Annotated in this window: 20 protein-coding genes; 6 read left to right on the top strand and 14 right to left on the bottom strand. The window is 63.5% G+C overall.

Annotated features, from left to right (window positions below; all coding sequences use genetic code 11):
* Nucleotides 1-144: 144 nt before the first annotated feature.
* The 4 genes from EZI54_RS05885 to EZI54_RS05870 form a co-directional block, all read right to left on the bottom strand.
* Nucleotides 145-1,080: a carbohydrate kinase family protein gene (locus tag EZI54_RS05885; RefSeq protein WP_131479996.1), complete on the bottom strand. Its 936-nt coding sequence runs from the start codon at nucleotides 1,078-1,080 to the stop codon at nucleotides 145-147.
* A 280-nt stretch (nucleotides 1,081-1,360) separates the two neighbouring features.
* Complete coding sequence (locus EZI54_RS05880) at nucleotides 1,361-2,179, bottom strand: hypothetical protein (RefSeq protein WP_341352846.1); 819 nt, start codon at nucleotides 2,177-2,179, stop codon at nucleotides 1,361-1,363.
* A gap of 158 nt (nucleotides 2,180-2,337) precedes the next feature.
* A complete protein-coding gene (locus EZI54_RS05875) occupies nucleotides 2,338-2,742 on the bottom strand; it encodes a lysozyme inhibitor LprI family protein (RefSeq protein ID WP_131479994.1) in 405 nt (134 codons plus the stop codon).
* A gap of 77 nt (nucleotides 2,743-2,819) precedes the next feature.
* Complete coding sequence (locus EZI54_RS05870) at nucleotides 2,820-3,587, bottom strand: helix-turn-helix domain-containing protein (protein WP_131479992.1); 768 nt, start codon at nucleotides 3,585-3,587, stop codon at nucleotides 2,820-2,822.
* Nucleotides 3,588-4,091: 504 nt separating this feature from the next.
* On the opposite strand from EZI54_RS05870, the gene EZI54_RS05865 reads away from it, so the two are divergent.
* Together EZI54_RS05865 and EZI54_RS05860 are read left to right on the top strand one after the other, a co-directional pair.
* Complete coding sequence (locus tag EZI54_RS05865) at nucleotides 4,092-4,361, top strand: YiaA/YiaB family inner membrane protein (RefSeq protein ID WP_131479990.1); 270 nt, start codon at nucleotides 4,092-4,094, stop codon at nucleotides 4,359-4,361.
* Nucleotides 4,362-4,366: 5 nt separating this feature from the next.
* Nucleotides 4,367-5,083 carry a PspA/IM30 family protein gene (locus EZI54_RS05860; protein ID WP_131479988.1) on the top strand — a complete coding sequence of 239 codons (717 nt, stop codon included), beginning with the start codon at nucleotides 4,367-4,369 and terminating at the stop codon, nucleotides 5,081-5,083.
* A gap of 125 nt (nucleotides 5,084-5,208) precedes the next feature.
* Here the strand turns inward: EZI54_RS05860 and EZI54_RS05855 are convergent, their stop codons facing one another.
* The 7 genes from EZI54_RS05855 to EZI54_RS05825 all read right to left on the bottom strand — a co-directional run bounded on the left by EZI54_RS05855 (nucleotide 5,209) and on the right by EZI54_RS05825 (nucleotide 12,781).
* On the bottom strand, nucleotides 5,209-5,688 hold the full coding sequence (locus EZI54_RS05855) for an acyl-CoA thioesterase (protein WP_131479986.1): 480 nt from the start codon (nucleotides 5,686-5,688) through the stop codon (nucleotides 5,209-5,211).
* Between the two features lie 90 nt (nucleotides 5,689-5,778).
* A complete protein-coding gene (locus EZI54_RS05850) occupies nucleotides 5,779-6,435 on the bottom strand; it encodes a CerR family C-terminal domain-containing protein (RefSeq protein ID WP_131479984.1) in 657 nt (218 codons plus the stop codon).
* Nucleotides 6,432-9,554, bottom strand: a complete 3,123-nt coding sequence (locus tag EZI54_RS05845; RefSeq protein WP_131479982.1) for an efflux RND transporter permease subunit — start codon at nucleotides 9,552-9,554, stop codon at nucleotides 6,432-6,434. Before EZI54_RS05845 ends, EZI54_RS05850 begins: the two co-directional genes overlap by 4 nt.
* Before the next feature lie 7 nt (nucleotides 9,555-9,561).
* A complete protein-coding gene (locus tag EZI54_RS05840; RefSeq protein ID WP_131479980.1) occupies nucleotides 9,562-10,725 on the bottom strand; it encodes an efflux RND transporter periplasmic adaptor subunit in 1,164 nt (387 codons plus the stop codon).
* A gap of 226 nt (nucleotides 10,726-10,951) precedes the next feature.
* Complete coding sequence (locus EZI54_RS05835) at nucleotides 10,952-11,374, bottom strand: VOC family protein (RefSeq protein ID WP_131479979.1); 423 nt, start codon at nucleotides 11,372-11,374, stop codon at nucleotides 10,952-10,954.
* Nucleotides 11,375-11,430: 56 nt separating this feature from the next.
* Nucleotides 11,431-12,354 carry a cation diffusion facilitator family transporter gene (locus EZI54_RS05830; RefSeq protein WP_131479977.1) on the bottom strand — a complete coding sequence of 308 codons (924 nt, stop codon included), beginning with the start codon at nucleotides 12,352-12,354 and terminating at the stop codon, nucleotides 11,431-11,433.
* A 97-nt stretch (nucleotides 12,355-12,451) separates the two neighbouring features.
* On the bottom strand, nucleotides 12,452-12,781 hold the full coding sequence (locus tag EZI54_RS05825) for a TraR/DksA family transcriptional regulator (protein WP_131479975.1): 330 nt from the start codon (nucleotides 12,779-12,781) through the stop codon (nucleotides 12,452-12,454).
* 232 nt (nucleotides 12,782-13,013) lie between these two features.
* On the opposite strand from EZI54_RS05825, the gene EZI54_RS05820 reads away from it, so the two are divergent.
* Complete coding sequence (locus EZI54_RS05820; RefSeq protein WP_242674351.1) at nucleotides 13,014-14,009, top strand: ChaN family lipoprotein; 996 nt, start codon at nucleotides 13,014-13,016, stop codon at nucleotides 14,007-14,009.
* 28 nt (nucleotides 14,010-14,037) lie between these two features.
* Here the strand turns inward: EZI54_RS05820 and EZI54_RS05815 are convergent, their stop codons facing one another.
* Nucleotides 14,038-14,706, bottom strand: a complete 669-nt coding sequence (locus EZI54_RS05815; RefSeq protein ID WP_131479973.1) for a glutathione S-transferase family protein — start codon at nucleotides 14,704-14,706, stop codon at nucleotides 14,038-14,040.
* A 224-nt stretch (nucleotides 14,707-14,930) separates the two neighbouring features.
* On the opposite strand from EZI54_RS05815, the gene EZI54_RS05810 reads away from it, so the two are divergent.
* Nucleotides 14,931-15,353: a DUF4399 domain-containing protein gene (locus EZI54_RS05810; RefSeq protein WP_131479971.1), complete on the top strand. Its 423-nt coding sequence runs from the start codon at nucleotides 14,931-14,933 to the stop codon at nucleotides 15,351-15,353.
* Between the two features lie 22 nt (nucleotides 15,354-15,375).
* Here the strand turns inward: EZI54_RS05810 and EZI54_RS05805 are convergent, their stop codons facing one another.
* Nucleotides 15,376-17,130 carry an alkaline phosphatase D family protein gene (locus EZI54_RS05805; protein WP_131479970.1) on the bottom strand — a complete coding sequence of 585 codons (1,755 nt, stop codon included), beginning with the start codon at nucleotides 17,128-17,130 and terminating at the stop codon, nucleotides 15,376-15,378.
* A gap of 546 nt (nucleotides 17,131-17,676) precedes the next feature.
* Here EZI54_RS05805 and EZI54_RS05800 point away from each other — a divergent pair.
* Nucleotides 17,677-18,558, top strand: a complete 882-nt coding sequence (locus EZI54_RS05800; RefSeq protein ID WP_131479968.1) for a substrate-binding periplasmic protein — start codon at nucleotides 17,677-17,679, stop codon at nucleotides 18,556-18,558.
* A gap of 102 nt (nucleotides 18,559-18,660) precedes the next feature.
* Nucleotides 18,661-21,516, top strand: a complete 2,856-nt coding sequence (locus EZI54_RS05795; RefSeq protein WP_242674350.1) for an HD domain-containing phosphohydrolase — start codon at nucleotides 18,661-18,663, stop codon at nucleotides 21,514-21,516.
* Between the two features lie 3 nt (nucleotides 21,517-21,519).
* On the opposite strand, the gene EZI54_RS05790 is transcribed toward EZI54_RS05795, so the two are convergent.
* Nucleotides 21,520-21,699 (bottom strand): hypothetical protein, encoded by a 180-nt coding sequence (locus EZI54_RS05790; RefSeq protein WP_131479966.1) that lies wholly within the window; start codon nucleotides 21,697-21,699, stop codon nucleotides 21,520-21,522.
* Nucleotides 21,700-21,711: the final 12 nt, after the last annotated feature.

The raw sequence follows: 21,711 nt of genomic DNA, 5'->3' as shown, positions 1-21,711 counted from the left end.
CGTGGCTCCGCTATTGGCGACATCCAAACGCCAAATAAAGACAGGGACAAAAGTCCCGCCGAAAAGTGTAGCTTTCCGGCGGTGAGCTTTCATGACATGTGACAATTTTTTACATGTTCAACTGATGAGGATTAATCATCCAGATCAAAGATCCTCCACCGTCGGCAACGCATCAAATGCCCCATACCGGGATACCGCCACGGCCCCACACCGGCAGGCGTAGGTCAGCGCCTCTTCGAACGTCTGGTCGTTCACCCAGCTTTCGAGCTTGTCCCTGGTGATTCCCTGGGCGGCCATCTGGTGCAGCAGGCCGGCGACGAAGGCATCGCCGGCGGCGGTGCTGTCGATCATGTCGGCGGCGATGGGGGCGACCTGGGCGTTGCCGCCGGCCCAGTAAGCGTTGAGGGGGTTGCCGCCGTCGGTGATGAGGACGAGTTTGACGCCGGCGTCCAGCAGCTGTTGGACCAGCGTCTGCTCGTCGCCGTAGAGGGCTTCAAGCTCTTCGCGGCTGAGTTTGACCAGGTCGGAGGCGGCCATGGCGTCCCAGATGGGTTCGGCCGGGGTGGTGCCGTTGGGCCAGAGGTTGTGGCGGTAGTTGACGTCGAAGCTCACCAGGCAGCCGGCCTCGCGGGCCTGTTGCATCAGGTCGAGGGTGGTGTTGAGGATTTCGTCGTCGGTCAGGGTGTTGGAGCCGCAGTGGAAGATGGCGGGGCTGTCGAACACGCTGTCCGGGAGGTACTCCACACGGTACAAAAGGTCGGCGCTGCGATTGCGGTAGAACGCGAAGCTGCGTTCGCCGTCCGGGGCAAGGCTGACGAAGGCCAGTGCGGTCATGGCGGCCGGTGTCTGGTGCAGGGCGGAGGTATCCACGCCGTAGCCGCTCATGGAGCGCACCAGCAGGTCGCCGAACATGTCCTTGCCCACCTGCCCCACGAACATCGCGTGGCCGCCGAGCTTGGCGACACCGACGGCAACATTGGCGGGTGCGCCGCCGGGCTGCTCCAGGAACTTGCGCTGGCCGGGTTTCGGCAGGGCCAACATGTCGATCAGGGCTTCACCGAAGGCGATCACCTTCATCATTATTGTTCTCCTGTTGTCTGCAATCCTTATTCACGCCAACTAAGAATGTTGGCACGGTTGGGCGGGGAATCCTGTTGGAGGAAAGTCTAACCGCTGGGAGGGGTTGGGGGATATGGAGGGACGATGGAGATGATGTAAAACTCCGGCCCCCTCTCCCCAAACCCCTCTCCCGCCAGGGGCGAGGGGCTTAAACGGTGCAGACCGGGCATCTGCTCAGGAGGATTGTGCACAAGGCGGGGACTTTCCTGAAGGGAGGTTCAAGGCAATGCCCCGTCTGGAATCAGTTGAACTCGTGGTAGGTATCCAGCCGCTTCAGCCAGCCGGGCAGCCAGCGTTTGCGCTCAATGGCTTTCGGGGCGTTCTTGGCGCGCAGGGTCAGCACCTCGGCGGCGGCATTGCGGAAGTGGTCGAGAGGCGTGTCGCCGTCCACGCGGCTCATGCGCTCAAGCACCTGCAACAGGCCCCAGCCCTGCCCCTGGTAGCGTTCCGTCGGAGACAGCCCCTCACCCTTGAAGTTGACGTAGTCGATCAGGGCGTAGACGCCGCCCGGCGTGGCGCTGAGGTCCTTGATGTGCTGGCTGATGGTGGCGCGACGGGCTTCCGGAGCAGCGTCGACCACGCGGGCCAGCGCGGACTGGGCGCGCTGGAACATAAAGGCGGCCTGGACATCCTGGGTGCGGTTGAGGAACTGCCGCAGCGCTTCGACTTTGGGGCTGCGCTGCTGGGCCAGGTAGGCGTCCCGGTCCGGCCAGGGGGCGTCTTCCGGGTCGCCCTCCGCCAGCCAGTCCGGCAGGGTGACACCCTGCTCGTCCATGTACTGGACCAGTTGCGGGAAACTCTCCACAAACAGCCCTTCCACATCCGCCGGGTACCAGATGAAATGCCCGATCCCCAGCGACGGGAATGCTTCACCCTCATTCCAGTGCACCAGACACTCCACCTTCGCCGCGCACTCGTTGCGGAAGATCTGCTGGCCGACGCGCTCCAACTGGGCGCTGGTGAGCTTGAGATCGAAGTCCGGGGTGGGTTTGCTGCAGCCGGTGAGGACCAGCGCGGCCGCCACGAGCAGGCCGGCGAGTTGGGGGCGGATGTTCGTCACTGCGCTCTCGGATTGCGGGTCGGTTGAAAGATGGCGGGAGGATAACGCAATCCGCCCGCTGGTTCGCTTGCCGTCTTGTCATGTAGACGGCGGCGTACGGTCAAGATGACCCACTGCCGGACTGGGTCCAGAGGCAGACCCGCACCAGGCCGGGGCCTTTACTTGGGCTCCGGCAGGTCGGGCGGGGTATCGTCGCCGTAGGTGAGGAACGACTGCCAGAGTTCGTGGGTCCGCGCCTTTGTCAGACGAAGTTTGCACTCACCCCGCATGACGCCCCGGATGGTGCCATCCGCCCAGATGTGGAAGACGGTGTCGCAGTGCTTGGTGCGGTACTTCTCCCAGACGTCCTGGGTGTCGTTGATCAGTCGAACGGTGGATTGGTCGTCCTTATGGCGCTTGATACTGGCCTGGAGGTACTTGTCCATCTGCCCTTCCGCCTTTTCCACTTCCTTGGCCTTGCACAGGTTGATGTCCATGGTGGAGACGGCGTTCTCGCAATCGTCCCCGGCGGCCAGCGCGAGGCTGGAGGCGCCCAGCAGGATCAGGGCTATCAACAGTCGCATTCGTTCCTCCCTTTCAGTGCATCGATTTTGAACGCCTGCAAGCGATAAAGAAAATCAGCGGCAATCGCAAGCGCCGCTCAGGGTGCGGGATGCCCCGGGTAAACTTTTTGGGCCCCGGGCCGGCGATGGTCCCGGAACACACCGATCTCCCAGGGCCGGATCGCCAGCATCAGGCTCATGCCGTAGCGCTCGTCCAGCGGCAGTGACAAATCTTCCTGATGACAATGACGGAAGTCCAGCGCCAGGCGACGCAGCTTCTGCTGCATGATGTCGTTCGAACGGGGCGACAGCATGCCGTTGAGGAACAGGCGCAGTTCCCCGGGCCGGTTGAAGCGGCACTGGAAGAAGTCCCCCTGGACCTGGTCCTCGAAAAAGCGCTGGATCGGACCGTTCCTCTGCCACTGGAAGTCGTGGGTGATCAGCGGTTTGATGCGATTACCGGGCAGCAGCTCGATCAGCCCCATCCGGTCCAGTTGGGCCAGGCGATTAATCACGTCGTGCTCGCTGAGTTCATAGGCGGCGAGGATCTGCTCGAAGCGCCAGCGGTTCAGCGCGCAGATCGACACGATGAGCAGCGGGATGTCCGACACCAGTTGCTGTTCCTGGTCGGTCGTTAACGCATCCACCCGGGCCTCCGGCTCCAGTCGGCGCATCAGGTCGCTGATCTCCAGGCCCATCAACGCGCAGACCTGATCGAGGCGCTTCAGGGAGAACTGTTTCTCCGCGAACAGGCGCTTGATGCTGGCTTCGGACAACGACAGCTCGGCGGCCACCTGCTGGTACGTGAGGCCATGCTCCCGCAGGGCTTTCTTGAGGGCGTCGATGATGGCGGTGGTCTGGGCCATGGGTTTCGTCTCCGGTTTAGGGTGATTGATCGCCGCCTCGCGCTCGAGCTCATCGCAAAATGTAGCCGATGCTTCAGAGGGTGTTGAAAAGCGTCGCGAGCGATAGCCAAACAAGGCGAAAATCAACGAAAGAGCGCAGTTTACGGGTTGAAAATGAGCATCTTGACCGGACTCGCGCACGAGGCGATTTTCAACGCCGTATGGCTGAGCGCAGTCGCTTTTGCAACACCCTCTTCAGCTTCGGAGCAGCCCGCAGGGCTGCCTTATGGCCGGGGAAATCCCTGAGCTCTGAGTCTTGATCGGGCACCTTCGGCGCCTCAGAAGCTGAAGCGTCTGCTACATGGAACGGCGAATCTCTCGGCATATAGTATCGCCAGGTAATACTCTATAGCCAATCCCATGAAACTTTTTGGCTTTTTCTGGCCCCTCTCGCCCCACCCCACCACAGTGTCTCCAACAGCGGCACACGCCGCATTCAACAAGAAAGCACGAACCGGAGGCCGTATGGATAACGAACTCAGTAGCAACTCGACCGGCTGGTTGTTCTTTGTGAAGGCATCGTTCGCGATTGCCCTGGTGGCCACCGCGGTGGGCATTGTGTTTACTCCCACCGACCTGCTGGTCAAAGGCTACATGGCGATCTGCGCCCTGTTCCTGGTGAGCACCACCATCACCCTGTCCAAGACGATGCGCGACGAGCACGAGAGTCAACGCATCCACAACCGGATCTCCGAGGCCCGGGCCCAGCAGATCCTGAAAGAATACGGGGAGTGAGCGTCATGATGATCTGGAGAAAAGTCGGCACCCTGTTCCGCGCTTCCGCCTGCGAACCGGCGGAGCGACTGGTGGACGCCAACGCCCTGCGCATCATGGCGCAGGAACTGCGGGAAACCGAAGACGCCATGATCGTCGCCCGGCGCGAACTCGCCGGGCTGATGGCGGAATCGAAACAGCTCGCCCGCAGCAATGAACAGCTCGCGGAGGCCATTGCCCGCCGCGAAAGCCAGGCGCGGGAAGCCCTGGACAAGGGCGAGGACACATTGGCTAGTGAACTGGCCGAGCGCATCGCCGAGGATGAGAACACGCTGGCCGAACAGCGCCAGCACGCCCGGCACCTGGCCCAACAGGAACAGAGCCTGCGCAAGCAACTCTCGGCAGCGGCCCGGCGGTTGCAGCACTACAAGCGCGAGCTGAGCCTGGCCCGGGCGAACCGCAACGCCGAGCAGGTACTGAAGCAACTGGGCAGCCACACCACTGGGCTGAACCGTCGGATGAGCGACCTGGCCTCTTCCGCGGACCGCATCAAATCACAGCAAACGCGGAATGCGGACATTAACGAGAGTTTGCGGGAGCTGGCCGAGGAGGATGAAGGCCAGGATCTGGACCGCAAGCTGGAGAGTGCCGGGATCAGCACCGGGAAGCATGATGCAAAGGCGGTGTTGGCGCGATTGCGGGGTGGCGGGGATCGTTCAGAGTCACCATCCAGCTCCGGGTGATTTTGGGCGCCTGACGGCGCCTCAGAAGCTGAAGCGTCTGCTACACGCTCAAGCGAACCGCCCCCTATGTAGCCGACGCTTCAGCTTCGGAGCAGCCTGAAGGGCTGCCAGGGGACGGGCCCAACTCAAGGCTCGGGAAAATACGCCTCTTCCTGACTCAACTGCTTGCGCAATTGCATCAGCCGCTTGGCCGAATCCCGCAGTTGGAGATCGCGGGGTTCCGTGGGTACCCATTCCGGCACCGGGGTGGGATTCCCCTCCTCGTCCACCGCCACCATGATGACCGTGCAGCGGGTGGTCAGGTGGCGCTCTTCCTGGGTTGGGAAGCCGGCCTTGACCTCCAGGGCGATGTGCATGGAGGTGTTGCCGGTCATGATGACCTTGGCGGAGACCTCCACCAACTGCCCCACCAGGATCGGTTTGACGAAGCGGATGCCGCCGGCGTAGGCGGTGATGCAGTACTTGCCGCTCCAGCCGGCGGCGCAGGCATAGGCCGCCAGGTCGATCCAGCGCATGACCGCGCCGCCGTGGACTTTGCCGCCAAAATTCTGGTCCCCGGGCTCGGCCAGGAAGCGTAATGTGATCTGTCGTTCAGTGCCCGGCATGCCGGTGTCCCTTGTTGTGCAGTGGACCTATAACTGTGTCAGCTTCCCGGCCGGAAGACGAGTGTTTACAGGGGCTGTTTAGACCATGATCTAAGGCCGCCGCTGGAGAGCCGCGACATGCGACAGCACCACCTGTTCAGCCATTTCCGCCAGATCCGATGGGTAGTCGTCGCCGCAATCGAGCCGCCGTAACAGCGGTGTGCGGCCGATCAGGAAGAAGACGATCTGCCCCACCAGCGTGTGGGCCTCGATGATGACGCGCCGGTCGGTCGGCTTTTGTTCCATGAGTACGGCAATCAGGCTGGTGATGGTGAGGTGGGCGATTTCGAACGCCTCGTTGTAGAGGATGTCGAAGGCTTCGGACGGGTAGGCCTGTTCCCGCATCACCAGCATCAGCCAGCGCCGGGCTTCCTGCTCCCGTACGAAGACGTGCATCATCCGCCGCACCAGGCCCTCCAGCAGTCGCCGCGCCTCGTTCCGGTCCAGGCCGGCCAGTTGGGACGGCGCCTGGGGGGTGTCGGGCAATTGGAAGATGGTGCGCATGCGCTCGGCAATGTGCCGGGCGATAGCCAGGTACAGCCCGCGCTTGTTGCCGAAGTAGTAGGCGATGGACCCGATGTTGGAGTGCGCCGCCTCGGCAATCATCCGCGTGGTCGTGCCCTTGAAGCCGTGTTCGCCGAACAGCTCCATACCCGCCAGGATCAGCTTGCCGGCGGTCTCGTCTTCCAGGCGGGCAGGTTCGGTCACGTTACGGACTCCTCGGGATGGGGCGACTGCACCAGTATCCCGGATTCACGGCCAAAGAAGTAAGTGTACAGCACCGGCACGACGCCCAGGCTCATGACGGTGCCCAATGCCAGCCCCATCGCCATGGCGCTGGCCATGCCGTAGAACAGCGGATCGTGACCAATGATCAGCGGCAGGAAGCCAAGGATGGTGGTCACCGTGGACATGACGATCGGCCGCAACCGCCGCACCGAGGCCTGGATCACGGCGTCGTTCATGCTCAGCGCGGGATCCCGCCGGTCGATGTCGATGCGGTCGATCAGCACGATGGCGTTGTTGATGATGATCCCCGCCAGGCTGTAGATCCCCAGCAGCACCATAAAGCCGAAGTTGGCGCGCATCAGCAACAGGCCCAACGCCACCCCGAGGATGACCAGTGGAATGGTGGTCACGATCAGCAGCGGCCGCTTGATGGAATTGAACTGGGCCACCAGCAGGATAAAGATCAGCCCCAGGCACACCGGCAGGTTGGCCTGGAGCGCCGCCTGCCCCTCGGCGGACTGCTTGACCACGCCGTCGAACTCGATCCAGTGGCCGGGTGGCAGCTTCGCTTCGATGTCATCCAGCGCAGGCTTCACCCTGGGCACCATGTCCTCCGCGGTCAGGCCGGCATTGCGGCCTTCGATGGTGATGGTGCGCACCAGGTTCTCCCGGTCGATCCGGTAATAGCCATTGCCGAGACTGACGTTGGCCACCTGGTTGAGCGGCACGCCCTGCCCCGGTTTGTCGAGCGGGTAGACGGTCAGCGACTTCAGCCGTTGCAGGCTGGTGCGCTCTTCCTCCTCGTACCGCAGCATGATGGGGATGATGTTGTCGCCCTCGCGATAGTCACTCAGGTGATAGCCGTCGATGGCGCCGCGCAGGGAGCGGGCAATGTCCTCGGACGTCACGCCGGCGCTGCGGGCCTGGGCCTGGTCCACCTGGATATTCAGTGTGGGGATGCGGGCTTCCCAGCTCTGGCGCACGTCGCGGGAACCGGGCAGCGATTTCAGCAGGTCCTCGACCTGCTGGGCGGTGCGGAACAGCACGTCACGGTCCGGCCCCTTGACCTGGATTTCCAGCAGCGTCGAGTCCGAGGGGCCAAGGAACATCTTGGTGATCTGCGGGTATACACCCGGGAATTGCCGGGCCAGCAGCGTGCGGGTCTGGTGGATGACCTGGTCCACGCGGTCGCGGTCCGCCACATTGAGCACCATGAAGCCCTTGTTCGGTGCCGGGTCGATGGGCGTCAGCGACAGCACGAAGCGCGGACCGCCGAAGCCGGCGTATGCCGCCACGCTGGTCACTTCGTGGCTGAGTGCGTCGTCCTTCTTCAAGGCGGCGCTCATGGCCTGGATTTTATCGTCCGCCGCCGACGGCGCAATGTCGGACGGAAAATCCACGTACACCAGTACCTGGTTACGGTCCGAGTCCGGGAAGAATTTCTTGGGCACCACCTGCATCAGGCCCACACCGGCCACCAGCGCCACGGCCATGCCGACCAGGAACAGCGGCCGGTGTTTCAGAACCCGGCGCAGCATGCCCTCGTAGCGTCCCGACATGAACCGGAACAGGCGGTCGGACAGGTTCGCCGCCGGTGGTTTGTTCTCGCCCGGTGCCGGTTCGGGCGGCAGTTTCAGGAAGCGGTAGCACAGCACCGGCGTCACGGTCAGCGACAGGAACCAGGACGCCAGCAGGGAAATGGCGATGACGATGGAAATCGAACGCGTGTACTCGCCGGACACGTGCTCCGCCAGCATCAGTGGCAGGAACACCAGGATGGTGGTGAGGGTCGAGGACAGCAGCGGCACCGCCAGCTCGCCGCCGGTCTGCTTCAACGCCTCGTCGCGGGTGGCTCCGCCCTCGAGCCGGGTCTTGAAGTCCTCGGCGATGACGATGGCGTTGTCCACCAGCAGGCCGAGCGCGATTACCAGCGTGGCCAGGCTCATGCGCTGCAGCGTCATGTCCATGAAGCCCATCACCGCCAGGGTCACCAGCATCACCGTGGGGATGATGGAGCCGACAATCAGTCCGGTACGCACACCCAGGAACAGGATCACCACCGCCAGCACAATCACCAGCGTCTGGATCACGTTGGTGGTGACGCCGTAGACCGCGTTGGCCACCTGGTCCGCCTGGAAGGTCATGATCTGCAGGTGATAGCCCGCCGGCAGTGTCTTGCGCACGTGGTCCAGGGTGCCTTTCACCGCCTGGCCGTAATCCAGCACGCTGTAGCCGTCCAGCATGGAGATGGCGAATACGATGGCCCGTTTGCCGTTGAAGTAGGCGGGCCGCTCGACGGGGTCGACGTAGCCCCGCTCCACCTGGCCCAGGTCGCCGAGGCGGATGGTGCCGCCGTCCGGCAGCTTGATCTCGGCGTCGCGCAGGCTGTCCAGATCCGGGTACTCACCGGAAACCTGGAGGGCAAACCGCTGCTGGCCGGATTCGATCACGCCCGCCGGCGGCATCACATTGCGCGACTGGAGCTGGCCGGCCAGCTCGTTCGGCGTCAGTCCCAGCTCCGCCATGCGGGTTTCCGGCAGGTTGATGAAGATGCGCTGGGGCTGCACCCCCAGCAGCTCCACCTTCTCGGTGCCCTCGATGCCGTAGATCGCCGCGCGGATGTGTTCGGCCATTTCCAGCTGTTCGGCCTGGGTGAAGCTGTCCGAAGTCAGCGCAGCGGTGACAACCGCCACGTCGCCGAAATCATCGTTGAGCGACGGCGTGCCGGTGCCGGCCGGCAGGTCCGCCCCGGCCTGGTCGATCTGCTCGCGCACCTCGTCCCAGATCTGGTCCAGGTTGAAGTAGCGGTCCTGGATTTCCACATGGATGATCGAGCGTCCGCGCATGGACGTGGAGCTGATCTTCTCCACTTCGCCCACCTTCCGCACGCTGGCTTCCAGGGGTTTGGTGATGTTCTCCTCCACCTGCTCCGCCGGCAGGCCGGGATAGGCGGTGGTGATCACCGCCTGGCGGATGGTGATTTCCGGGTCCTCACGGGTCGGCAGCGCGAAGTAGCTGAAGGCGCCGTAGACGACCGCGGCCACCGTCGCCAGGATCAGGACGGGGCGGTAACGATAGGCCAGTTGGGTCAGGTTCATAACCACCTCAGTTGTAGCGCTGGGGCCCCTGCCCCAGCTCCGCCACGACATCCCCCGGTGCCACGAATTCCGCCCCCCGTGCCACGATCCGGTCTCCCGGATCGAGGTTGCCGGTCACCGCCACCTGCTGGCCGCTGATGGCGCCGACGGTCAGGTCGACGGCCTCCAACCGGTTGTCCGCATCCAGGCGCAGTACGTGGGCGCTCCTGTCGCCGTCGTACAGCAGTGCGGTCAACGGGATGCGAACGGCCTTGGAGGCAGCCTCCGCGGCATCCCCCACCTGCAGGTGAACCTGGGCGGTCATGCCGGAGCGCAGGCCCTCCACCGGCTGCTGGAGGGTCAGCACCACCGGGTAGTTGTTGGACGACTGGGGCTGGGTGCCGACGTGCTTGATGGTTGCCGGCACCGGCTGGTTGTCCAGGGCCGGCAGGGTGATGGTCTGCTTGGAATGGGCGCGGAGCTGGCCGATCAGGGTTTCCGGGACGCTGGTCTCCACCTCAAAGCCGTCCCGGTCGGAGATCACGTCCAGCACCGTCTGGTTGGGGCTGACCCGCTCCGACGGCTCCACATAACGCTGGCTGACCGAGCCGGTAAACGGCGCCTTCAGGGCCGTCAGGCGCAGGTCCCGGGCCGCGATGCGCCGGGAGGCCACGGCGGATTCATACCGGGAGCGGGCCGAATCCAGTTGGGCCTGGGCGCTGTCGAGCTGGGACTGGCTGGTGTAGCCCTTCTCCCGCAGGCTGCTCTGGCGGTCGAAAGCGAGTCGGGCCTCGTCCAGTGCGGCCTTGGCTTCCTTCTCCGACGCCACGGCGCGGTCATAGACGAGCTGGTAGCGCGCATCCCCCAGCACGGCCAACGTGTCGCCTGCCTCGAAGCTGTCCCCCACATCCACGGACAGCCGCTCGATCTCGCCGGAAATCTCAAAACTCAGGGAGGTCTGCTCGGCCGCCTTGACCCGTCCGGACAGGGTGACCTGGGAGCCTCCGTCCGCCGGCTGGACCACGGCCGTGTCCACTACCTGGGGCGGGTCGGCCGCTTCCGCCGGTTCCGCCGACGACGAGCACCCGGCCTGCAACAACAGGCTGGCCACCGTCAGCAGTACCGCAACGGATCGCCAGCCAGATGACGTATAACACTCAACGCCCGGCACCAGGGGCTCTGAGAGGACCATATCGGTGTCTCCTGCGCTCGAATCAGGGCCGCCTTGTTGTAAGGCGCGCCGGCTTAATCAATTGATTAGATCATCATATAATCATTTGATTAAATTTCAAGCGCAGTTCCCGAGAACACGGTACCAATACCGATAATGCTGCTCAGGCCACGGCTGCGAGACAGGAAGCGAAGAGCGCCAACGTCCTGTTGGAAATGACTGCGCCGCGGCGCCCCCCCGGATCAAGTCAGCCGCTGGCGCTGTCCGGTGGGCCGATCCAGAAAAACGGGTTGTGGGCCAGTTCCCAGAGGTAGCCGTCCGGGTCCTCGAAGTACCCGGAATAGCCTCCCCAGAAGACTTTTTGCGGCGACTTGATCAGTGTTGCCCCGGCCGCCACTGCTTCCGCCATGACCCGGTCCACGTCGACTTCCGACGGCAGGTTGTGGGCAATGGTAAAACCGGGAAATCCGGCAGGTGTGCTGGCCGGAACACCGACATCCTCGGCCAGCGCATCGCGGCCGTACAGGCCCAGCCAGGTTCCATTCAGGGTAAAAAACGCAACGCTGGGCGGCGAATCCAGTTGCGGGAAGCCAAGGCCGTCGCGGTAGAACGCAATGGATAGCTGCAGGTTGGCCACGCCCAGGGTGACCATGCTCATTCTGGGGTTCATGGGATCGCATCCTTGTATCCGTTACCGGGCCCCCAGTTTCGCTCTCCAGACGCCATTCAGCAACGGTGGGACGCGGGGCAAGCTTCGGTATCCCGTTCCCACTGGATGGTCACGTGGCTGATGTTGAAGTCGTGGCGCAGCCTGTTTTCCATGGTTTCCAGCAGCGCGTCATCGGAGGTCGGATCCGGTTTGACCACATGGGCGGTCAACGCGTTCTCGGTGGTGCTCATCCCCCAGATATGCACGTGGTGCACCCCTTCCACCCCCGGCAGGTCGTTAAGCATGGCATGGACGTCGTCCGGGTCGATACCGGCGGGCACCGCGTCCAGGCTGAGGTTGAGGGATTCCTTGAGCAGGCCCCAGGTGCCGATCAGGATCACGGCAACGATCGCCAGACTGACCACCGGGTCGATCCAGGTCTGCCCGGTCCACAGGATCGCCAGGCCGGCCACGGCAACGCCCAGCGACACGCCGGCATCTGCCGCCATGTGCAGGAAGGCCCCGCGGATGTTCAGGTCCTCTTTCTGGCCGGCCATGAACAGCATCATGGTGGCGGCGTTAATGACCACCCCGATCAGGGCCACCACGATCACCGTCATGCCGGCGACGTCGGTCGGTTCGGAGAAGCGGCGTATGGACTCCCAGGCGATGCCGCCGATGGCAACCATCAACACCAGCGCGTTGATCAGGGCGGCCAGGATGGTCGTTTTCTTCAGGCCGTAGGTGCGCCATTTGGTGGCCTCGCGCTGGGCCAGCCAGGCGGCACCCCAGGCCAATACCAGCCCCAGCACGTCGCTGAGGTTGTGGCCGGCATCCGCCAGCAGGGCCATCGAGTCGGCGAGGATGCCGTACACCACCTCGACGACCACGAAGATCACGTTGAGCAGGATGCCAATCGCGAAGGCGCGGTTGTGTTCCATGCCGTGGGCGTGACCATGGGCGTGGTGGGAATGTCCGTGATGGTGGTGGGCATGTGACATGGGAAAGACGGCTCCTTGAAAAACGATCCCGGGATTAAAAACCCTGTAACCACTTCAAGGTCAAGCCATTCCTCTCACTCAACACCCAACCGGGGCGTCAGCCCGCTCTCTCTTCGGCACATTCGACACAAATGGTGGTCTGGGGAAGGATCTTGAGGCGCTCGGGGTTGATGAACTCACCGCACTGCTCGCAGATGTCGCCCTCCCCCTCCTCGATGCGGTGAAGTGCGCGATCCACCTGTCTCAGCTCTTCCCGGGCCTCGATATCCAGGCCGTCCACCACTTCGTCGTTCTGCCGCTGGATGGCCTGTTCGGCAAAGTCGGCCTCAAGGGGGCCGTTATCGCGGTGCTGATGGGCGGAATACTTGTCGATGCGCGCCTTGAGCTCACGACGCAGATCGGTCAGGAATTCGATGCGATCGGTCATAGGTGTACCTCGCTCAATCGAGAACCGTACTCTGGTAACTATAGGTGCTCAGGCCGGAATTGACCCATATCAGTCATTAGACCGTGATTCCCTCCATTTGTCCCGCAGAAAGCATTTTGACCTTCACGTTCACGCCTCCGGACCGCACCGGCCGAAACTGCGCTAAAGTCATCGTGTGGTCGTACCCATTTTTCACATTCATTGCGCACCCGGACGCCGAAGGAGCGTGACCGTGTTACACCGTTTATGGATGATGGCAGCGCTGGCTCCGCTCCTGCTGGCCGGATGTGCCGCCTGGAGTCCTTCGCCGGAGACACCGGCACCGATGCACTCGATCCTCAACACCCCGGTTATCGACAGCGGGACCGGGCGCCCCACTACCGTGGAAGCGCTGGCCGCACAGTGGCGGGACGTGGATGTGGTGATCATCGGCGAGCTGCACGGCCATAACGGCTCGCACCTGCTGGAAGCCCGCATGCAGGCAGCGCTGTATGCCGAACACCCGGATCAGGTCCTGTCACTGGAACCGTTCAATGTGGACCACCAGTCCGTGCTGGACCGGTATCTGGCTGGCAAGCTGGGTGAAGCCGAGATGATTGACGACGCCGAGGCCTGGAAGAACTACCGCGCCGGTTACCGGCCGTTGGTGGCGTTTGCCGCAGAACTGGGTTTGCCGGTGATCGCCGCCAACGCGCCCGCCCTGGCGGTTCGCTGCGTCGGTCGGGAGGGTCCCGACGCGCTGACCCGGCTAGATCCGGCCCTGCAGGCGCTACTGCCCGAGCAACCTTTCCTGAGTGATCCGGCGTACCGAGAGAGGTTCTTTGAGGCGATGGGCGGGCATGGCCGTGGCAGCGGTGACGACAATCCGCTGGAGAATCGCTACAGGGCGCAGCTGTTGCGCGACAACACCATGGCCAGTCGCATCCTGCACGCCCTGCAGGACCACCCCGGCGCCCAGGTGCTCCACATCACCGGCGTGTTCCACAGCGAGGACCGGCTGGGCACCGTGGCCCTGCTGAAGGCGCGGGACCCGGAGTTGGAGATACGGGTGCTGACACCGGTGACGGTCGACAACCCGACGCACCCGTCCTATAACGCGGACGACTTGAGCGGCGGCGACGCGATCTACCTGCTGGCACCCTTGCCACCGGAGTACCTGGATCAGGCGCGGATGATCGACGCTATTCGCCAGCAATTCTCCGATGCCCGGGACATGACGTGTCCCTGACGCCGGTGCGCCGGTTCCGGCGAATCGATCAGAACCGGGCGCCGGGGATGTCGATGCCGGCTTCGTCCTCAGGCACGATCTCCGTTTCCATCAGGGCGCCGGCCAGCCAACGCTCCATGGATTCGTGATGCCGCAGGCGCGCCGCGTACTGCTGGGCCCCGTCCGACAGCGGCGTGCCATAGGTCAGGAAGCGCCACGCCACCGGCGCATAGAAGCAGTCGGCGATGGAGAAGTCGCCGAACAGCCAGGGGCCATGCTCGCCATAACGGGTGGTGCAGTCGGTCCAGATCCGGTCAACCCGCTCGACGTCCGCCTTGGCGGCATCGGTCAGTTCGATGAGGCGCCGGGCCCGGCAGTTCATGGGCATTTCCGAACGCAGGGCCGACAGACCGGAATGGATTTCGGCGCAAACCGCACGGGCGTGTGCCCGGGCGCGCAGATCGGCCGGCCAGCCCCGACCGTCCAGGTAGGCTTCGGAGACGTATTCGCAAATGGCCAGCGAGTCCCACACGGTCAGACCGCCGTCGATCAGGACGGGCACCCGGCAGGTTGGGGAGTAGCGCCCGAGCCGGACTTTCAGGCCGTCCTGCTGGAGCGATTCCTGGATCTCCTCGAACTCGAGGCCGAAGGCCGACATCAGGAGCCAGGGCCGCAGGGACCAGGATGAATAGTTCTTGTTGCCGATGACCAGTTGCATCAGGTTCTCCTCTTGCTGATGTGCCGGGTGAGGCCCGACAACGACACGGCTCCGGTCCGGAACATCACGTCATCCCTGCTCGTTATCGGAATCGTTCGAATATAGCATCGATCGTCCCCCGAACACATCGCGTCCGGGCCGTCTGTCCATGGAAGCGACCTGTTCAAGGGGCCTGCCGCTCCCTATGCTGACGGTTCAACCCTCAGCGACAAGGAGATTGCATAATGGGCGTTCAATCCAAGTGGTTAGCCGGTCTGACGTTGGTGATGGCAACGGGACTGGCCCACGCCAGACCCGCTCCGGACGATGCGTCGGTTTATTTCATCACGCCCGAGGACGGGGCGACGGTCAGCTCGCCGGTGACGGTACGATTCGGTTTGAAAGGCATGGGCGTGGCGCCGGCCGGCACCGACAAGGCGAACACCGGCCACCACCACCTGCTGATTGACGTGGACAGCCTGCCACCCAAGGGCCAGCCGATCCCGTCCGACGACCATCACAAGCATTTCGGCGGCGGCCAGACCGAAACCGAACTGGACCTGGCCCCGGGCCAGCACACGCTGCAACTCCTGGTGGGGGACCAGAATCACATCCCCTTCGACCCACCGGTGGTCTCGAAGAAGATCACGATTACCGTAACGGAGTGATCCCGGCCCCCGATCCAGTCCGTCAGCTGACGGACTGGATGGTCCGATTCGACGGTGTGGTCTTCAGGGCCTGGTTACTGTCGGCATCGATGGTGTAGCTGCCGGCTTTCACCGTGTCGACAAAGCGCCAGTCGGAACGGGCTTCGTCCTGGGTCAGGGTCAGCTTGAGGTAGCCGCGCTGGCTGGCATTGCTGTATTGCAGGTCATCGATCAGGGTGACCAGCGCCTCTTCAACCTGGGCAATGCTGTCCGGGGGAACCTGCAGGTACGTCTCCAGCCCGGGTGAACTGACAGACGCCGTCGCGAACTCCACGCCCACGGCCGTGCCACCATTACCGGCGTCCAAGTGCAGGTTGTTGGCCCAGGCGTTGTGGGTGTCCCCGGCCAGGACGACCAGGTTTTTGTTGGCCTCATTGAATATCTTGAGCACCTGCTCCCGCTCGTAGTAGTAGCCGTCCCAGGCGTCGAGGTTGTAGGGGAGCACGTCCTTGATCCGCGTTTCTTCGTCGCTGCTCACCGACGAGGGATCGTTATCGTAGCGCTGCTTGATATCCACCAACTCCTGAATCGCCTCTATGATCGCCAGCGTATCGCCACTCTTGTAGGCCACCAGCAGCTCGGCCGGGAACAGCATCCGTCCCATCAGCACCTGCTGCCCGAGTACCTGCCAGCGTGCGGTGGACAGTTGCACCTTGTTGCTCAGCCAACTGAACTGCTCGGCGCCGATCATCTCCCGGTTCGTATCTTCGACGGCCGCTTCGAATGCAGCCTTATCAATGCCGCCGGAACCGTCCAGGTAGTTGTCGTAGTCGAGCTGCTCGTCCCGGGCAATCAGCCGGGTGTCGAGCATGTAGAGGCTGGCCAGGTTGCCGAACTCGAAACTGCGGTAGATGGTTTCGATGTTGTCTTCACTGGCCGGGCGCACCGGCATCCACTCGAAATACGCCTGCAACGCCTGCATCTTGCGTTCCTGGTAATCCCCTTCCGAAGATGGCTGGTGGTTCTCGGCGCCGTTTTCCCAGGCGTCGTTGGCCACTTCGTGGTCGTCCCACACCGCGATGAACGGCCACCGGGCGTGCACCGCCTGGCAATCGCCGTCCGTCCGGTAGAGTGCGTAGCGGGCCCGGTACTCGTCCAGCGTCAGCAGCTCGGTGTTGTTGTCGTCCGGCAGGGCCCGGCCAATGGCCTCGGCACCGTCGGTGCCGTACTGGCCCTCGCCGTATTCGTACAGGTAATCCCCCAGGTGCAGGACGGCGTCCAGATCCGTTTCCTTCGCGATCTCGGCATACACGTTGAAATAGCCGGCCGGGTAGTTGGCGCAGGATACGACGGCAAAGGCCGCCTGCTCCACCGAGCCTTTCGGCAGCGTCTTCGTTTGCCCGACGGGAGAGGTGCCCGCTTCATTGGATTTGAAGCGGTAGTAATAGGTGGTGCCGGCCGAGAGATTGAGCACGTCCACCTTCACGGTAAAGTCGTTGCCGGCCGTCGTGGTGGTGGTGCCGGAATGCACCAACTGGTTGAACCCCTCGTCTTCGGCCACTTCCCAGCCGACCGACATGGCACCGGTGTTGCCATCCATCGGCGTCAGCCGGGTCCAGAGAATCACCCGATCCTGGAGTGGATCGCCGCTGGCCACACCATGGTTGAAACCGATCGCCCGCTCCCGGTCTTCCGAGGTGGAACCGGACAGGCAGCCCGACAGGCCAGTGGATATCGCCAGTGCGCCGGCGCTCAGGGCCGATACGCGCAGGAATTCACGGCGGGTCAAACGCTTCATGACAAGTCCTTTTGCTGTGGAGTCTGTGATGAGGGCCCAGTGTTGCGCCCAACAATGACAATTCCATGGCGACAGCGCCCTGCCATGGTTTTACAAAGCCCAGAGAATACCCAAGGCATCCACCGCAAAAACAGTGCCGTATCCGGCGTCAGTCATCGAATCTGACAGGTTTGGCGCTGCACCAGTAGGGGGAGCCCAGTCACGAAACGCACATAATCAGTGCGGATTTCAGACCGAGCCACCCTGAATGGAGCGACTGGCGTCGAGGTGTAAGGCGGCCTGCGGGGGTTTGGACGAGGTTGGCACCCACTTTGCTCACTTGCCCAGCCGGATGCGGGGCGTCCACGATTCATGACAATCTGGCGGCAACACCAGGAAACAGTGGGTGCCCCGTCTGGTGAGACGATCTATTCAATTGTCTTGCTTAATGTTAAATGATGCAATTGATGCACCGATACAGCGTGCCTTTCCCCAGCGTACCTGATAGCGTCTTTGCCGAGCACTTCTTCACCCACACAAGGACGTTTTACTGAAACGTTCGACTCTATGACGTCATCGCTATCGTTCCGTTGTACCGCGCGGAAAACCGTCCTGGCGTGGATACTCGCAACGCTGCCGTTCCGCTGCGTGGCCATGACGTCGTCAGTGAATATCACCAGCGGCAGCTGGCCGCCCTACCTGGAAGACACCCCGTCACACGGCATCATTGGCCAGATTATCGACGAGGCGTTCGCCGAGGAAGGCATGGCCGTCCGATGGGGTTTCTTCCCCTGGGCCCGATCCTTCCGGCTGGCACAGAAAGGTATCTGGGACGGCTCCGCCGCCTGGGCCTGCACACCGGAGCGCGCGCCGGACTTCTACTTCAGCGACGCCATCATTCCGGTCAGACTGGCCTTCTTTTACCGCCGCAGCGATCCCATTGACTGGACCACCATCGACGACCTGAAGGGCCTGCGCATTGGTCTCTCGCGGGACTACCATTATGGCGACACCATCAACCAGGCCATCGCCAATGGAACCCTGGAATCGGAGATTGCCCGCTCCGACGACATCAACTTCCGCAAACTGCTGGCCGGCCGCATTGACCTCTTTCCCATTGACGTGGCCGTAGGGCGCCGCCTGCTGGCCCGGTCTTTCACCCAGGATGAGATTGCCCGGCTCGCCGTTCATCCCCGGGTTGTGTACGCCACCCAACTGCGCCTGATGCTGTCGCGCCACGTGGCGGGCAACGAAGCACGGTTGCAGCAGTTCAACAAGGGCCTGCAGGCCCTGCGCCTGCGGGGCCGGATCGATGCGATCATGGCGCACGCCGCCAGCGAACTTCCCTATCCGGTCACACTCTACGGTGACGAGCCCGATCCGGCCGAGTGCAACTTCGCCCAGGCCCCCGAGAGCGACGTTCCAGCCCCCGGTACGGGCGCCCAGTAGGGCCAGGCGGCCCCCTGACCGCCGCCGTCTCGCAATGTCGCGCCTACCGACTACCCTTTAGGGAAGAGATCGCCCCCCGCTGTTCCCAGAAGGATCTGACAGATGACACGCACACCCAGGCGCTTTTCCCTGGCGCTGCTGATCTCGCTCGCGATCACCCTCGGCATGCTGGTGCTGACCGTCGCGCTGATCTACCAGGCGCACCGGGGCATGGAGTCCGCCAAGCTCGCGGCCACCTCGGATTCCGCCGAGGAACTGGTCCAGGCCGTCAACGATCGGATCCATGCCATCACCACGCCCCCCATGACGGCGCTGATGGTGCTGCGGGACAGCGCCCTCACGACGGCGCGTACGCTCCATGAGCGTCTGGGACGCCTGTCGGTACTCGCCGACGTCCTGCGGGTAAACCCGATCGTGGATGCCATCTACGTGGGGTATCCGGACGGTGATTTCTTCCTGCTCAGGCGCGTCCCGGAAGACCGCGGCAAACTGCCGGCGCAAACACCAGAGACGACCCGCTACATCCTGCAGACGGTCTCCGTGGACGCGGGCGGCAGACGCACGGCGGATCTGCGCTACTACAACGATCGCCTGCGCCTGTTGGACCAGCGCGCCAATCCGGACCAGGACTACGACCCGCGCACCCGGGGCTGGTACCAGCAGGCCCTGACCGCGGGCGGGATGACCCTGACCCGCCCCTACATGTTCTACACCACACGGGCCGTCGGCATGACCCTGGCGCAGGCCGCTCCCAACGGCGATGCGGTCGTGGGCATCGATGTCACCGTCTCCGCCCTAAGCCATCAGCTCGAGGATCTCAAGCTGACGCCACACACCGAGATCGCCATCGTCGACCAGAAGGGCCAGGTGGTGGCCTACCCCGACCACGACCGCATGATCGCCGGCAGCCAGGAGGCGCCGGACCTGGCCCAGCTCAGCGACCTGGCCGTGCCGGCGCTGGACCGGGTCCAGGCCATGCCGGTCAGTACCCAGGCGCGCCAGTTCACCAGCCATGGCAGCCAGTGGTTCGGCATCTCCGCCGACCTGCGTTCCATCCACACCGCCGGGCTGCGCATGCTGATCGCCATACCGGCGGACGAGCTGATGGCGGACGTGTGGCAGTTGGTCCGCGACCAGTTGCTCATCGCCCTGATCATTGTGCTGATACTGCTGGCCGTGGGCGCCCTGCTGGGACGCCAGTTGGGGCGCCCGTTGCAGCGGCTGGCCAATGAAGTGGAAGCACTGGCCCGTTTCCGGTTCGATACGCCGATCAGCAGCGGTTCCCGGATCCGTGAAGCCCACAAACTCGGCTCGGCCCTGACCGACATGTCCGGCACCATCCGCAGCTTCCAGTCGATCTCGCTGACCCTGAACCGGGCCCGGGACCTGTCCGGTCTGCTGCACGGCATCCTCAACGAGCTGATCAGCATCCTCAATGAGAAGCACGGCCGTATCTTCCTGTACCGGGAGCCCACCCACGAGCTGGAAATGGCCGCCGCCGTAGGCCCGACCGAATGGCAGCGCATCGACAACATCCTGCCCGAGCAGACCGACCACGACATCATTCGCACCCTGCGCCACACGGTGACCGACCACGCCGTCTATGCCGTGCTGCGAAACCGGGAGCAGGCCCTGGTGGGCGTCTTGATGATCGACCTGGACGACGTGCACTTCGAAGCCATGGACGAACACCTGATCCGCTTCGTCCACGAGATTGCCGGCTCCGCCGCCGTGGCCATCGAGACACGCCAGTTGATCGAGAGCCAGCAAAGCCTGATCGAGGGGGTCATCCGCCTGATTGCCGATGCCATCGACGCCAAGTCCCCCTACACCAGCGGCCACTGCGAGCGGGTACCGCAACTGGCGAAAATGCTGGTGGACCAGGCGGAGCGCTCGGACGATCCGACGTTTGCAGGCTTCAGCATGAACGAGCGGGAGAGGTATGAATTCCACATCGGCGCCTGGCTGCACGACTGCGGCAAGATAACCAGCCCCGAATACGTGGTGGACAAGGCCACCAAACTGGAAACCCTCTACAACCGCATCCACGAGATCCGCACCCGCTTTGAAGTGCTGTATCGGGACGCCGAAATCCGTTATCTCGATGCGCGGATCGCCAGCGAGGATGAGGCCGAAGCCCGCCGGCAGCGGGACGCAACCCAGGCGGCCCTGCAGGAGGAATTTGCTTTTATCGCCCAGTGCAACCAGGGGGGCGAGTTCATGGCCGACGCCGATATCGCAAGGCTCGACCACATCGGGGATCGCCGCTGGCAACGGTATTTCAGTGACCGCCTCGGGTTGTCCCACGACGAAGCCCTGCGCTTCGAAGGACGTCCCGAGCCGACACTGCCAACGGAAGAGAAATTGCTGGACGACAAGCCGGAGCACCAACTGCCCTGGGCGGAGGGGCGCCGGCCGCCGGTCACCCGGGACGACCCGCGCAATCGCTGGGGATTCGACATGGTCCTGCCGGATGTGGCCTACGACTACGGCGAACGCTACAATCTCTCAATCCGCCGCGGCACCCTGACGCCGGAGGAGCGCTTCAAGATCAACGAGCACATCGTGCAGACCATCATCATGCTCGACGCCCTGCCGTTGCCGGACCGGCTGGCCCGGGTGCCCCGCTTTGCCGGAACCCACCACGAAAAGATGAACGGCACGGGCTACCCGCGCCGCCTCACCGGCGATGAACTCAGCATTCCGGAAAAAGCCATGAGCATTGCCGACATCTTCGAGGCGCTGACGGCCGTCGACCGCCCTTACAAGGAAGGGAAAACCCTGACCCAGTCCCTCGATATCCTGCATCGAATGGCGCTCGAGGGGCATGTGGATCCGGAGATGTTCAACCTGTTCCTGCGCTCCGGCGTGTATCTGGATTACGCCCGGCGCTTCCTGGCCCCGCAACAGATCGATGAGGTCGATATCGACCGGTACCTGGTCGGGGAAAAGGCGTGACGGTCAGTGACCTTTCACCTTCTGCTTACCACAGCGTTCGCAGCGGTAGACCGTGATCAGCTTGCCCGATTTTACATCGAACTGCTTGCCCTGGCAGATCACCCACTTGTGAATGTCATGCTGGCAAAGACCTATGCGGGACACTTTACCCGCGGGTTTTCGGAATGGAATGACGTCGCCCATGGCTGCTTACTC

Origin of the sequence: Marinobacter halodurans, from assembly GCF_004327985.1 — a bacterium.
GTDB lineage: Bacteria > Pseudomonadota > Gammaproteobacteria > Pseudomonadales > Oleiphilaceae > Marinobacter_A > Marinobacter_A halodurans.
Note: the sequence above shows the minus strand (reverse complement) of the source record. Positions and strands in the feature narration are given on the sequence as shown.